The 13,917-nt window shown below is 55.1% G+C and carries 13 protein-coding genes and 1 tRNA gene; 7 read left to right on the top strand and 7 right to left on the bottom strand.

Going from position 1 to position 13,917, the window contains the following annotated elements; all coding sequences use genetic code 11:
• Positions 1–30: 30 nt before the first annotated feature.
• Together rhaS and N9C89_RS02710 are read right to left on the bottom strand one after the other, a co-directional pair.
• Positions 31–1,020 (bottom strand): rhamnose ABC transporter substrate-binding protein, encoded by a 990-nt coding sequence (gene rhaS / locus N9C89_RS02715; protein WP_263952301.1) that lies wholly within the window; start codon positions 1,018–1,020, stop codon positions 31–33.
• Positions 1,021–1,075: 55 nt separating this feature from the next.
• On the bottom strand, positions 1,076–1,876 hold the full coding sequence (locus tag N9C89_RS02710) for a DeoR/GlpR family DNA-binding transcription regulator (protein WP_263952300.1): 801 nt from the start codon (positions 1,874–1,876) through the stop codon (positions 1,076–1,078).
• Between the two features lie 187 nt (positions 1,877–2,063).
• On the opposite strand from N9C89_RS02710, the gene N9C89_RS02705 reads away from it, so the two are divergent.
• From N9C89_RS02705 to N9C89_RS02690, 4 genes are all read left to right on the top strand, one after another.
• The gene (locus tag N9C89_RS02705) at positions 2,064–4,160 is read left to right on the top strand and encodes a bifunctional rhamnulose-1-phosphate aldolase/short-chain dehydrogenase (RefSeq protein ID WP_263952299.1); all 2,097 of its coding nucleotides are present in this window, start codon (positions 2,064–2,066) and stop codon (positions 4,158–4,160) included.
• A 56-nt stretch (positions 4,161–4,216) separates the two neighbouring features.
• Positions 4,217–5,491, top strand: a complete 1,275-nt coding sequence (gene rhaI / locus N9C89_RS02700) for an L-rhamnose catabolism isomerase (RefSeq protein WP_263952298.1) — start codon at positions 4,217–4,219, stop codon at positions 5,489–5,491.
• Between the two features lie 176 nt (positions 5,492–5,667).
• Complete coding sequence (locus N9C89_RS02695) at positions 5,668–5,895, top strand: hypothetical protein (RefSeq protein ID WP_263952297.1); 228 nt, start codon at positions 5,668–5,670, stop codon at positions 5,893–5,895.
• A gap of 178 nt (positions 5,896–6,073) precedes the next feature.
• Positions 6,074–6,150, top strand: a tRNA-Met gene (locus N9C89_RS02690).
• 56 nt (positions 6,151–6,206) lie between these two features.
• On the opposite strand, the gene kynU is transcribed toward N9C89_RS02690, so the two are convergent.
• The gene (kynU, locus tag N9C89_RS02685; protein WP_263952296.1) at positions 6,207–7,448 is read right to left on the bottom strand and encodes a kynureninase; all 1,242 of its coding nucleotides are present in this window, start codon (positions 7,446–7,448) and stop codon (positions 6,207–6,209) included.
• 105 nt (positions 7,449–7,553) lie between these two features.
• On the opposite strand from kynU, the gene N9C89_RS02680 reads away from it, so the two are divergent.
• Positions 7,554–8,297 (top strand): GntR family transcriptional regulator, encoded by a 744-nt coding sequence (locus tag N9C89_RS02680; protein WP_263952295.1) that lies wholly within the window; start codon positions 7,554–7,556, stop codon positions 8,295–8,297.
• Positions 8,294–9,190: a tryptophan 2,3-dioxygenase gene (locus N9C89_RS02675; protein WP_263952294.1), complete on the top strand. Its 897-nt coding sequence runs from the start codon at positions 8,294–8,296 to the stop codon at positions 9,188–9,190. The genes N9C89_RS02680 and N9C89_RS02675 overlap by 4 nt, the downstream gene beginning before the upstream one ends.
• Here N9C89_RS02675 and N9C89_RS02670 read toward each other — a convergent pair.
• From N9C89_RS02670 to N9C89_RS02655, 4 genes are read right to left on the bottom strand one after another with little or no spacing between them, the layout of a single operon-like run.
• Positions 9,175–9,864 carry an ABC transporter ATP-binding protein gene (locus N9C89_RS02670; protein WP_263952293.1) on the bottom strand — a complete coding sequence of 230 codons (690 nt, stop codon included), beginning with the start codon at positions 9,862–9,864 and terminating at the stop codon, positions 9,175–9,177. The genes N9C89_RS02675 and N9C89_RS02670 overlap by 16 nt on opposite strands.
• Positions 9,861–10,610, bottom strand: coding sequence for an ABC transporter ATP-binding protein (locus N9C89_RS02665; protein ID WP_263952292.1), 750 nt, complete (start codon positions 10,608–10,610; stop codon positions 9,861–9,863). The genes N9C89_RS02670 and N9C89_RS02665 overlap by 4 nt, the downstream gene beginning before the upstream one ends.
• Positions 10,603–11,586, bottom strand: a complete 984-nt coding sequence (locus N9C89_RS02660) for a branched-chain amino acid ABC transporter permease (protein WP_263952291.1) — start codon at positions 11,584–11,586, stop codon at positions 10,603–10,605. Before N9C89_RS02660 ends, N9C89_RS02665 begins: the two co-directional genes overlap by 8 nt.
• A complete protein-coding gene (locus N9C89_RS02655) occupies positions 11,583–12,503 on the bottom strand; it encodes a branched-chain amino acid ABC transporter permease (RefSeq protein ID WP_263952290.1) in 921 nt (306 codons plus the stop codon). The genes N9C89_RS02660 and N9C89_RS02655 overlap by 4 nt, the downstream gene beginning before the upstream one ends.
• 180 nt (positions 12,504–12,683) lie before the next feature.
• Between N9C89_RS02655 and N9C89_RS02650 the strand changes: the two genes are divergently transcribed.
• Positions 12,684–13,904, top strand: a complete 1,221-nt coding sequence (locus N9C89_RS02650; RefSeq protein WP_263953268.1) for an acyl-CoA dehydrogenase — start codon at positions 12,684–12,686, stop codon at positions 13,902–13,904.
• Positions 13,905–13,917 lie beyond the last annotated feature (13 nt).

Here is a 13,917-nt window from a genome sequence, read left to right as displayed (position 1 = left end):
CTGCCAATCGATTTAAGTAATCAGAGTATCTTAGAAGATATCCTTGAAGTCATCGATGTTGCTGGAGTCGTATACAAACGGATCGGCCATCGCGGCGGCGTTTGTGTCGTCCAGCGTGATGGTACCCATGCGACCAATGGAGATTTCCGCACCTGGCTCGGCTGTTGCTGCTTCAGTTGCAAGCTGGTGAGCAAGCATTGTTGCAGAGTAACCGAGATCAATCGGGTTCCAGATTGCGAAGGACTTGGACGCACCGCTTTCGATCGCACCCGCCATTTCAGACGGCAGACCGAGACCAGTTACGTTGACTTCGCCGATCTTGCCAGCATCAGCAACGGCTTGTGCTGCCGCAACGATACCAACAGAAGTTGGCGCGATGATCGCATCAAGATCCGGGTGGGATTGCATCAGGCCAGTGGCCTCACGATAGGATTTATCGGCAAGGTCATCACCGTAAACAGTCGCAACAACTTCGATGCCAGGGTAATCGCCCATGACCTTGTTCATCTCTTCGATCCAGACGTTCTGGTTTGTCGAAGTTGTAGTCGCCGAAAGAACAGCAACTTCACCCCCATCAGGCAGGTGATCAGCAGCGAGTTTGATGATCATGTTGCCGATGAGTGGGTTCGATGACGGGTTAAGGTGCGCCTGACGGCCATCCTCTGCAACGCCAGAGTCCCAAGACACAACAGTGATGCCGCGCTGCATGGCCTTCTTAAGTGTCGGCACAAGAGCGTCTGTGTCGTTAGCGGAGATTGCAATCGCATCAACGTTCTGCGCGATCAGCGAGTTGATCACTTCGATCTGGCCTTCGGCAGTTGTGTCTGTTGGACCAGTGTAAATGATTTCTACACCGCCAAGCTCTTCGGCTGCTTCTTCAGCGCCTTTCGCAGCAGCCTCAAAGAAGCCGATGCCAAGAGCCTTTACAACAAGCGCAATGCGCATGTCTTCGGCGGACGCGGGGCCAGCAAACAAACCTGCAGCAACGGCCGCAGATGCGAGAAGTTTGGTTAGTTTCATTGGATTTCCTCCCTTTGGTTCCAAAACATTTGCAGCTCCGCATTCATGTCGGTGATTACGAAGCCACCTCTTCTTTCGAGGCACCAACTGGCACCACGATCAGTTCGATGTCTGCCGATTCCACCATTGCGGCGTCACGGTCGCTGATACCTTCATCGGTAATCAGCACATCAATCTTGTTCAGCGGGCACAGCACGAGGCTGGAGCGCGCTTTGAATTTGCTAGAGTCGACTAGAAGCACGAGCTCATCGGCCTGCCCGATCAGCTTTTGCTCGGCCTGAATGATCAGCGGGTCCGCTTCCATCACGCCAAGTGGCCCAACGCCCTGTGCGCCCATAAACATTCGGCGCGCATAGAAATTGCGGGTCACGTCATTATCGAACGGCGAAAGCACAATCTTTTGCTCCCGATAGATCACCCCGCCTGACATCAAGACGGTGTTTTTCGAGTTCTGGAGAAGGTGCTCGGCAATCGGAAATGAGTTGGTAAAAACCTGAAAGCGCTTGGTTGTTAGAGGGTGCACCATCTGGAAAGTCGACGTACCGCCATTGATAATGATCGGCTCACCTTCGTCGCATAACTCGACTGCCTTGCGGGCGATTGCTTGCTTTTGCGCGATGTTGATCGTTTCATTCACTGCAAAAGGACGTCCAGCCAAGCCAAGGAATTGATTTGGATGTAACGCCTCTGCTCCGCCACGCACGCGGCGCAGCTTCTTAGCTTTATGCAAAGCAGAAATATCGCGCCGCACTGTCGCCTCGGACGCTCCAGTCATGCTGCACAACTCCAAAACCGTCGCAACCGGACGGTCCTGTACCGCAGACAGAATGATCCTATGGCGTTCCTTTTCGTGCATTCTTCTCCTCCTGTTGACAGCAACGGTGCCGCAGATGACACACGCATGTCAATCACTAATTGTCATTTTCTTTCATTTTTGCCCAAATTTGATCGTTTATGACTATTTATGATTGACATCTTGTCGCAACACGCTCAGTCTCTGACCAAATTTGACCAGACTATCCACGGATCGGGAGGAGATCACAATGACCACCGAAACAACCCAGCTAGCTTCGCTCTGGGATGACGCGAAAGCCGCGAATATGAGCGAGCCTGAAAAGCTTCTGTATCGCTCAAACCTGCTTGGCTCTGACAAGCGTGTGACCAACTATGGCGGTGGCAACACCTCAGCTAAGGTTTTTCAAGCTGATCCGCTTTCCGGCGAAGAGGTCGAAGTGCTTTGGGTCAAAGGCTCTGGTGGCGACGTTGGATCGATCAAAATGGACGGTTTTTCAACGCTGTACATGGACAAACTCCGCGCCCTTAAAGGCAAGTATCGCGGTGTCGAATTTGAAGATGAAATGGTCGGCTACCTGCCCCATTGTACGTTCAACCTGAACCCTCGCGCGGCCTCAATCGATACGCCGCTGCACGCGTATGTTCCCAAAGCGCACGTCGATCACATGCACCCTGATGCGATCATCGCAATTGCGGCAACCAAAGACAGTAAGGCCATGACCAAAGAGATTTTTGGCGACGATATCGGCTGGCTGCCTTGGAAAAAACCGGGCTACGAATTGGGTCTGTGGCTGGAGAAATTCTGCCTAGAGAATCCCGACGCAAAAGGCGTTGTTCTCGAATCACACGGGCTGTTCACATGGGATGACGACGCCAAGACTTGTTATGAGCTGACGCTTGAGATCATCAACAAAGCCATCGCTTACTTTGAAGAGAAAACTGCTGATGTGCCCGCTTTCGGTGGTGCAGTTCACGAAAGTCTTGAAACAAAAGCCCGTCGCGAAGTTGCAGCGAAGCTGATGCCCGCGATTCGTGGTTTTGTTTCCGGTCAGCAGCACATGGTCGGCAACTTTGTAGACTCCGACGCTGTTCTGGAATTCGTGAACGCTAAAGATATGCCTGCCCTCGCGGCGCTCGGCACGTCCTGCCCCGATCACTTCCTCCGCACCAAGATTTGCCCGCTGGTTGTTGATTTCGACCCAGCAAAAAACAACATCGACGAAGTGCTTGAAGGTCTCGAAGCTCAGATTGCCAAGTATCGCGAAGGCTACGCGGCGTATTACGATCGCTGCAAGCACGACGACAGCCCCGCTCTACGCGACCCGAATGCAGTTGTTTACCTCATTCCTGGCGTGGGCATGATCACCTTCGCCAAGGATCGCGCAACCGCGCGGATTTCGGGCGAGTTCTATGTCAACGCAATCAATGTGATGCGCGGCGCTTCCGCTGTCTCCGAGTACTGTGGCCTACCCGAGCAAGAAGCTTTCGACATCGAATACTGGCTCCTTGAAGAAGCGAAACTCCAGCGGATGCCGAAACCCAAGAGCCTCGCTGGCCAAGTTGCGCTTGTGACTGGTGGTGCTGGCGGCATTGGTTCGGCCACCGCTGAACGCTATCTCTCCGAAGGGGCCTGCGTGATGCTGGCCGACATCAACGAGGATAGCCTCAAGGCAACCTATGACAACCTAACCTCGCGCTATGGCAAAGATGTTGTGCGCACCGTTGTCATGAACGTTACAGACGAGGACGCTGTTGCTGCTGCATATGCCTACACGGCGGTTGAATTTGGCGGCGTCGATATTCTGGTTTCCAATGCAGGCATCGCCTCTTCTGCACCTGTAGAAGAGACAACGCTCGACCTTTGGAACAAGAACATGGATATCCTCTCCACAGGTTACTTCCTCGTGTCGCGTGAAGCGTTCAAGATGATGCGCGTTCAGGATATGGGCGGCTCTGTTGTGTTTGTTGCGTCGAAAAACGGTCTCGCAGCCTCGCCGAACGCTGCGGCATATTGCACAGCCAAAGCATCTGAAATCCACCTTGCCCGCTGCCTCGCGCTTGAGGGTGCAGAGGCTGGCATCCGCGTTAACGTAGTGAACCCTGATGCGGTTCTGCGCGGCTCTAAAATCTGGGAAGGTGAGTGGCTTGACCAACGTGCCGGTACATATGGAACCGACAAAGAGGGTCTTGAGGAGATGTACCGCAACCGCTCCATGCTGAAGCGCTCTGTTCTACCTGAAGACATTGCCGAGGCGGCCTATTTCTTTGCCTCCGACAAATCGGCAAAATCGACAGGTAACATCGTGAATGTCGACGCAGGCAACGTTCAGGCCTTTACACGCTAAACTATCCCCTCGTGCGGCGTCAGGCTCTGGCGCCCGCGAGGCTTCGGGAGGACATTATGCTAGACAAATCCATTATCGAGGCCGAAAACGCCAAACGCGCCGCGGACCTTGAAACAGACTTCAACCAACTTGCCGAGCGGCTTGACCGCAAGGGCATCGATATCAACGCCATCGTGAAGCGCGCGCAAGGCTTCGGCGTTGCGGTACCATCATGGGGAACCGGCACGGGCGGGACCCGCTTTGCCCGTTTTCCCGGTGAAGGCGAGCCCGCCAATATTTTCGACAAGCTCGACGATTGCGGTGTGATCCATACACTCACGCGCGCCGCGCCGTCGGTTTCGCTGCACATCCCATGGGACAAGGCCGATCCTGCGGACCTTAAAGCAAAAGCTGACGAATACGGCCTTTCCTTTGACGCGATGAACTCCAACACCTTTCAGGACCAGCCAGATCAGACACAGTCCTATAAATACGGCTCACTCAGCCACACCAACGAGGAAACTCGCGCGCAGGCGGTCGAGCACAATCTTGAATGCATTGAGATCGGCAAGGCTATCGGTTCCAGGGCGCTGACCGTCTGGATCGGCGATGGTGCGAACTTCCCTGGCCAGACCCATATGGGACGTCAGTTCGAGCGCTATCTCGATTCGATGAAGGCGATTTACAAAGGTCTCCCAGATGATTGGCGGATCTTCTCGGAGCACAAAATCTATGAGCCCGCCTTTTATTCTACCGTTGTTCAGGATTGGGGCACCTCGCTACTGACAGCGCAAGAGCTTGGCGAGAAAGCGATGTGTCTCGTTGATCTTGGACACCACGCGCCGAATGTGAACATCGAGATGATCGTCTCGCGCCTGATCCATGCGGGCAAGCTTGGCGGCTTCCACTTCAACGACAGCAAATACGGCGACGACGATCTTGATAGCGGCACGATTGACCCCTACCGCCTCTTCCTCGTCTGGAACGAGTTGGTCGATGCCGAAAACACTCCTGACCTCGACCTCGCGCATATGATCGATCAGTCGCACAATGTGACTGACCCGATTGAAAGCCTGATGGTGTCGTCTATCGAAATCCAACGCGCCTTCATTCAGGCTTCTTTGGTGGATCGTAAAGCGCTTGCCGGATACCAGTCCGACAACGATGCGCTTATGGCTTCGGCAACCCTGCGTGCGGCCTTCCGCACAGATGTTGATCCGATCCTTGCCAAAGCACGCGAATTGTCTGGTGGTGCGATTGACCCCATCGAGACATACCGCGCCTCTGGCTATCGCGCCGAAGTTGCCGCAAAACGGCCAAAAGCTGACGGCTCGGGCGGCGGTATCGTCTAAAACGGAACGTTCACTCACCGAACACAAACAAACCCGAAGCCTATCAACTGGCTTCGGGTTTTTCGTTTGTTTAGAACGATCGCTCGTTCTGTAAATCTATCCGACCAGAGGGCTTCAGAAACTGTCGGCCTCTGGTGAGCAAAACTTAGCCCTCCAACAACGCTGCCTGGAACGAGATGCCTGCGCACGTCCATGTTCGCCACATGGAAGCCTCCCTCGACTACGACGAGCCGACCTGCGTAACGGTTCCAAACGGCACCACCAAACCGTCGCACGTATACCCGCTGGTGGTTGGGGAGGCCTTGATGGCATCGCCGGCACCACAGTTTCCCCTCGCCTTTCCAGCGGCGGATGACATCCACGACGCGACCCAGAACGTCATTGATGGCTCGCTCGCCAGATAAGAGCGCGATGAATAACGCCCCTACCCAAAAGCGGGCGAGGAACCCAATTCAATTCCAAAAATCGGGCACACGAATTCTTGGCCCAGAGCCGCCAGCAAGAAAATTCTGCCCTGCCGCAAAAATCAGTGTAAACCCACTTGACGCCCAAAGCGGACGGGCCTAAACACCCCCACGGTTTGGCGGAGTAGCTCAGGTGGTTAGAGCAGCGGAATCATAATCCGCGTGTCGGGGGTTCAAGTCCCTCCTCCGCTACCAAATCCCAACAAGTTTGAAAGTATCGGCTCCGCACTCTGGCGGTTTTGGCCGCGCTGCTATGTCACCGCTTCCATTTCACAGTATTTCGCGATGTTCCAAACTTCGCGTGTCAGAGCATCTTCGAGCGCAGCAACCGCATCAAATACATCAACATAGCGCAGGTAGCACGGCGCGAAGCCGAAGCGCATCACATCAGGCGCACGGAAATCGCCAACCACGCCTTTCTCGATCATAGCTTTGACAACAGGGTAGCCATTCTTAAACGCATATGAAACTTGGCTGCCACGGATCGCATCCTCGCGTGGCGAAATCGGACGCAGCACGTTACAAATCTCCGATTGCGCCACGAGGTCCATGAACAGCCCCGTAAGCTTCTGGCTCTTGGTGCGGGCGTCTTTGATGTCAAACGTGTCAAACACATCCAGCGCGGTCTCAACACCAGTCATCGACAAGATCGGCTGTGTTCCACAAAGGAAACGCCGAATACCGCTTGTGGGGCGATATCCTGTTTCGAATGCGAATGGCGCCGCGTGGCCCCACCACCCCGAAAGCGGCTGAGTTGTTCCTTCTTGATGGCGCGTCGCCACATAAATAAAGGCGGGCGCTCCCGGGCCTGCATTGAGGTATTTGTACGTGCACCCGACCGCAAAATCTGCACCGATCCGGTCAAGCTCCATTGGTATGACACCCGCAGAGTGGCACAGATCCCAGATCACCATCGCACCAGCGTCGTGGGCGAGCTTTGTAATCCGCTCCATATCATGCAGCGCACCGGTTTTGTAATCCACGTTCGACAGAAGAACAGCAGCGACATCACCATCGATCAACTCGGCAATATCATCGCCATCACGGCCCAACAGCCGCGAGGAATAGGCCTTCCCCTGCCCCGCCAACGCGCCCTCGATCATATAAAGGTCAGTCGGAAAGCTCGCAGTTTCCGAAACGATCACCTTGCGGTCCGGCCGGGCTGCCATAGCTGCGTGCAGCGCTTTGTAAATGTTGATCGAGGTGGAATCACAAACGACGATCTGCCCTTCCGCTGCGCCGATCAACCGCCCGAGCCGATCGCCAAGCCGCTCGGGCATCGTGAACCATTCAGCTTTTCCCCAGCTTCGGATCAAATCAACGCCCCACTCTTGCTCAACAGCCTTCGCAATCCGTGCCGGAGCCGCCTTTGGCAATGCGCCAAGCGAGTTGCCATCGAGATAAATCTCTCCCTCTGGCAGAGTAAACAAATCACGCACGGCCGCCATTGGGTCTGTGGCGTCCATTTTCTCACAATCGTTACGGGTAATCATGTGCGTCTCCTGATCTCGCTATTGCAGACCTTCATAAATCTTATAAAATTTCTTGCAAGAGGAAATATTTTATAAGATATTTGCCGCAAACAGGAGGCATGCCCCATGAGTCTGTCAAACGCAGATCGTGTTTACCAAGAAATCAGGCAGCAAATTCTTTGCGGCACTTTGCCCGCCGGTATGCCTCTGCGCGCTGCGACCCTAGCGCGCGAGAACGGTTGGGGGCTCACTCCGATCCGTGAAGCGCTCACGCGACTACAAGCAGAGCGCCTCGTACAGATGGCACATAACAGCGGGTTCGCAGTTGCCGCGATGTCCGACGAGGGTCTCACCGATTTGAGCCAGAGCCGCCTTTTAATCGAAAGCGAGTTACTCACCAAGTCCATTGAAACGGGCGGCGAGGATTGGGAGGGGCGCATCGTTGCCGCCTTCTATCAGTTCCAACGTATTGAAACCCCAAATCTGAGGACCGATGACGCCGAATTCACCAATTGGGAGACCCGCCACGCCGCATTTCATACCGCGCTTTTGTCGGGCTGCGGATCAGACTGGCTTCACCATCTCAACGCCCAACTCGGCGCACACCTTCAGATGTATCAACGCAACATCATGAGCGGCCTCCGCCAGATCGCGGAAACCGCGCCCGAAATTGCCGACAAGGTAAACGGCTTGCTCACTGAAGCCACGGGCATTGCGGACCACGAAACACTGATGACAGCCGTGCTTGACCGCGATACGAGTGCTGCCCTCCCAGCACTCGCACAACACTCCCAGAAATCCATGGAATGCTACACCGAGATGCAAAAACTCCTCGTGCAGCACCCAAGCAAGAAGAAAGCCCGCGCATGAGTAATCCACCGAAAAAAGACCGTATCCTTGAGCGCGGCGTCGAAGAAACGCTCGTTACCGATTTCAGCGAGAAGAAACGCAGCAGCTATGGCGATTTTTTAAATCTCGACACGCTTTTGAACATTCAGGACACGTTTCAAGACCCTGCGCAGCCCGATGAATTGCTCTTTGTAATCATTCACCAAGCCAGCGAACTGTGGCTCAAGCTGATGCATCACCAGATCGTTGTGATGCGCGATCACCTGCGCCACGACCGTTTTGGCCCTGCGATCAAGAACGTGGCGCGGATCAAGTCCATACAGAAGCAGCTCATCGCCTCTTGGGAAACTCTGCTTACGATGACGCCCGCGGATTACATGCTGTTCCGTGACGCGCTTGGCAACAGCTCCGGCTTTCAAAGCTATGGCTATCGCCGCATTGAGTTCATCCTCGGCAACAAAGATCGCGCGACCATGGGCGTACACAAACACGATGCCGCCGTGACCGAAATGCTGGAGCGCGAAATCCGCGAGCCATCGGTCTATGATGAGGTTATCCGCCTGCTCGCGCGGCAAGGATTTGAGGTTCCCGAAGAACTGTTAGAACGCGATTTTAGCGAGCCTTATGGTGGTGACGCGCGGATCGTGGCGATCTGGAAAGAAGTATACCTCAACACCGACGATCACTGGGATCTCTATTGCCTTGCTGAGGCGCTGATGGACATCGAGACATTGTTCCAACGCTGGCGGTTTGATCATGCTTCCGCCGTGGAGCGGGTGATCGGGATGCAGCACGGAACGGGCGGCTCGTCTGGAGTGGCCTTCCTCAAGCGCGCGCTAAACCTGCGCTTTTTCCATGATCTTTATGATGTTCGGTCGGAGTTGTTTTACCCGAAGGATCAAACACCCAAATAGCGGTCTGTGATTTCAGGGGTTAGAGCGTTTGGCACGCCGTTCCACACGGTCTCGCCCCGCGCCATGACCACGATTTTATCTGCCACAGCAGAGATTTCCTTAAGCGTTTTATCGACGATCAAAAACGATAGCCCAGACTCGCGCTTGAGGGTCGAGATTGCGTTCCAGATGTCTTGCCGCACCAATGGGGCCAGCCCTTCGGTGGCCTCATCAAGCACCATCAAACGCGGGTTTGTCATCAACGCGCGGCCAATCGCCAACATTTGTTGTTCACCGCCCGAAAGCGACCCTGCGGATTGTTTGCGCCGCTCAAGCAGGCGTGGGAAAATTTCACCAACGCGCGCGATATCCCAATGCCCTTTACGGGCCGCAGCCAACAGGTTTTCTTCAACCGATAGCGAGCGGAAACACCGCCGCCCTTCTGGTACGAGCCCAATCCCAAGTCGCGCGGCCTTGTGAGAGGGCAAGGCACGAAGGTCCTTCCCATCAAAAGCAATCTCACCGCCCGCAGCGGGCAACATTTGCAGGATCACCTTAATCGTCGTGCTCTTGCCCATGCCGTTGCGGCCCATCAAGGCAACAAGCGCGCCTTCCTCCACATCAAGATCGACACAGGAGAGTGCCTGTGACTGGCCATAAAACGCACTTACGTTCCGCAGTGACAAAAGGCTCATGCGTCCTCTCCCAAATAAGCCTCGCGCACGGCGGCATCCGCACGGATTTCATCGACTGTCCCTGTCGCAATCACCTTACCATAGACCAGAACGCTTATGCGGTCCGCGAGCGCAAAAACCGCATCCATATCGTGTTCTACCAGCAGGATCGGCGCGTCATGGCGCAACGCGCTTAGGATTGGCGTTAGGTCTTTGGTCCCGCTTGCACCAAGCCCCGCCATTGGTTCGTCCATCACGAAGAGCTTGGGTTGCAAGGTGAGCGCGACGGCGATTTCAAGCTGGCGACGCTGGCCGTGGCTTAGATCGGCGGTGCGTTTATCCGCGAACTTCAGCATATCCACGCGCGCAAGAGCTTCCTCTGCACGCGCAACAAGCGCAGCGTCTTTTAACACCGGCCTAAAAAACCGAAACGGCGCGCCATGGCCGCCAAGCGCCCCTAAGACTGCGTTTTGTAAAACGGTATCTTCCATCGCAAGTGACGAAATCTGGAAGGTTCGGCCAAGCCCCATGCGCGCACGCTCGGCAACGGATAGCGGGGTGACGTTCTGGCCATCAAACCAAACCTCCCCCGTGTCAGGACGAAGCGCGCCGCAGATTTGCTGGATCAACGTCGATTTGCCAGCACCGTTCGGACCAATCAGAGCGTGAATTTCACCAGACCGCACATCAAGCGTAATATCGTTTGATGCCTGAAGAGCGCCAAATCGTTTAGAAAGGCCGTGCACAGAGAGAAGCGGATCAGACACTGGCTTTCCTCCATGAACTCAACAGGCCGATCACCCCGCCACGCGCAAACAGCACGACCAAAAGCAGAAGCGCTCCAAGGTAGATATGCCAGTAATCCGAAACACCGCCGAGCAGATGTTCGAGCGTGATAAAGATCGCAGCGCCAACCACAGGCCCGAACAGCCGCGCCACACCACCAAGAATTACAAAAACCATGATCTCGCCGCTGGTTTGCCACGAGAACATTGTCGGGCTGACGAAACGGTTAAGATCGGCAAAGAGCGCGCCAGCCAATCCTGTTATCATGCCCGAGATCACGAACCCAACAAGCCGGATACGGAATGGAGCAATGCCCACAGCTTCGACTCGCGTGGCCTGTTGGCGGGTGGCATTAAGCGCAAGCCCAAATGGCGAGCGCGCCAGAGCAGCGGAGAACCCGAGCGCCAGCCCCAGCACCGCAAAACAAATCAAAAAGAACTGGATCGGGTCGAGCGTATTTAGCCCAGGGAAGGAATTACGCACATAGATCGGCAAGCCATCCTCGCCACCATAGGCAGGCCAACTAACGGTGAAATAGAAAAACATCTGGCCAAAAGCGAGCGTTATCATAATGAAGTAAACGCCAGAGGTTCGAAGCGACAAGAACCCGATCAAGAGCGCGGCAAGACCTGACATCAGTAGAGCCGCGAGCCATATGACCGGCATGGATTTCGTCCCTTCAATTAGGAACGGCCACTCCATAAGGGGGCTATAATCCTGCGCGTGGCTGGCAAGTATACCCATTGCATAACCACCGATCCCGAAGAATACAGCATGACCAAGGCTCACCATTCCACCCAATCCAAGCGCAATATTCAGCCCGACACCCGCCAACGCCAAAATGGCAATCCGTGTGGCGAGGGTAATGATAAAGGGTGCATCGGCGACCCACGCCCAAAGTGGAACCGCCAGCAAAACAGCAACTACTATGGCGTTGATATAGGCTTCGCGGCTCATGTGGATGCTCCGTAAAGGCCGGTTGGTTTAACCACAAGGATCAGCGCCATCAGGATATAAATCGCCATTGTCGCAAGCGCTGTCCCTGTTGCTGTCGCGGCTGCATTGTCCATGAACAACTTGAAGAACGAAGGCAGCAAAACCCCGCCAAGCGTATCGGTCAGCCCGACGAGAATAGAGCCGACAAGCGCGCCCTTGATAGAGCCAATCCCCCCGATCACGATCACCACAAAAGCAAGGATCAAAACAGGCTCCCCCATTCCCACCTGCACCGATTGGATCGCGCCGACGAGTGCGCCGGCAAATCCTGCGAGCGCCGCACCGAGGGCGAAAACAATCGTATAAAGACGCGAAATATCGATGCCGAGTGCGGCGATCATCTCACGGTCATTCTCGCCAGCGCGGATTTGAATGCCGAGGCGCGTTTTGTTGATTAACAAGAACAGGCCCAGCGCCACAGCAAGGCCAATGCCGATCAAAACCAGGCGGTAAAGCGAATACTGGATTCCACCTGGCAGCGTAACGGGGCCGGATAGAGCCTCTGGTATGTTGAGAAACAGTGGAAAAGACCCGAAAATCCAACGCGTCCCTTCAGAGAAGATCAGAATAAGCGCGAAGGTTGCCAAAACCTGATCGAGATGGTCACGATTATAGAGCCTGCGGATCACCACAACCTCAACGATTGCGCCCGCCGCCGCTGCCGCAGCCAAGCTGGCCACAAGCGCGAGGAAGAAAGACCCCGTCGCCGCAGCAACCGCAGCCGCCGCAAAAGCCCCGACCATGTAAAGAGACCCATGCGCAAGATTGATGAGGCCCATGACCCCGAAAACGAGCGTCAGCCCCGCCGCCGTCAAAAACAGCATGACGCCGAATTGCAACCCGTTCAAAATCTGCTCTATCAACAGGATAGCGCTCACATACCCCTCCACGACGTGTTTTACGCTTTGTGACGCCCGCGCCTGCGGAAATCCAGAGGGCAAGATCGGCAACAGCGCAACTGCATGAAAACGGCCACAGTTCGGCGCGGCAATTTCGCGCTTGAACCACCCGCCTTTCTCCTGTTCAGTTTCGGCAACCTCGGCCTATTGGAGTTCCCCATGTCGCAAAAGCCCAACACCCCCGAAAACGCCCGCGCACGTTTGGCCAAACCGGAATGGTCGGATCTGTTTCTTCTGGAGGATCAGCTAGAGGAAGAAGAGCTCTTGATCCGTGACACAGCCCATGCGTTTTGTCAGGATCGCCTCGCCTCGCGAGTATTGATGGCCAACCGCAACGAAACTTTCGACCGTGAAATCTTCAATGAGATGGGAGAACTCGGCTTGCTTGGCTCTACCATTCCCGAAGAATTCGGCGGCGTAGATGCAAGCTATACCTCTTACGGGCTGGTTGCGCGCGAGGTTGAGCGCGTTGACTCCGGCTATCGCTCGGCCATGTCGGTGCAATCGAGTCTCGTGATACATCCTATCTTTGCCTATGGCACCGATGGGCAGCGCGAAAAATTCCTGCCAAAGCTAACAAGCGGCGAATATGTAGGGTGCTTTGGATTGACGGAACCTGATGTCGGCTCTGATCCGGCGGGGATGCTCACACGCGCCAAGCCTGTTGATGGCGGGTATATACTTTCGGGCGCCAAAAACTGGATCACCAACTCACCGATTGCCGATGTGTTCATCATCTGGGCCAAATCCGACGCGCATGATGGAAAGATTAAGGGCTTCATCCTTGAGAAAGGCATGAAGGGTTTGAGCGCGCCAAAGATCGAAGGGAAATTTTCGCTCCGTGCATCTGTCACGGGAATGATCCATATGGACGAGGTGTTTGTACCCGAAGACAACCTCTTGCCCTATGCCGAAGGGCTTGCAGGGCCGTTTGGCTGTCTTAACCGTGCACGCTATGGCATTGCATGGGGAGCGATGGGCGCTGCGGAATTCTGTTGGCATGCAGCGCGCGACTATACGCTAGAGCGCAAGCAATTCGGCAAACCTCTCGCCGCCACACAGCTTGTTCAGAAAAAGCTCGCCGATATGCAAACCGAGATTTCCCTTGGCCTTCAAGGTTGTTTGCGGATGGGGCGTTTGATGGACAGCGGTAAAGTCTCGTCTGATCTCATTAGCTTGATGAAGCGCAACAACTGCGGCAAAGCGCTCGACATTGCCCGAACCGCCCGCGATATGCACGGCGGTAATGGCGTGAGCGACGAATACGGCGTAATCCGGCACGTGATGAACCTTGAAGCGGTCAATACCTATGAAGGAACCCACGATATCCACGCCCTCATCCTCGGGCGCGGACAAACCGGGCTACAGGCTTTCCAATAATCGAGTCGCGGAC

The organism is Halocynthiibacter sp. SDUM655004 (genome assembly GCF_026015885.1).
In the GTDB taxonomy this organism is placed as follows: domain Bacteria; phylum Pseudomonadota; class Alphaproteobacteria; order Rhodobacterales; family Rhodobacteraceae; genus Falsihalocynthiibacter; species Falsihalocynthiibacter halioticoli.
Note: the sequence above shows the minus strand (reverse complement) of the source record. Positions and strands in the feature narration are given on the sequence as shown.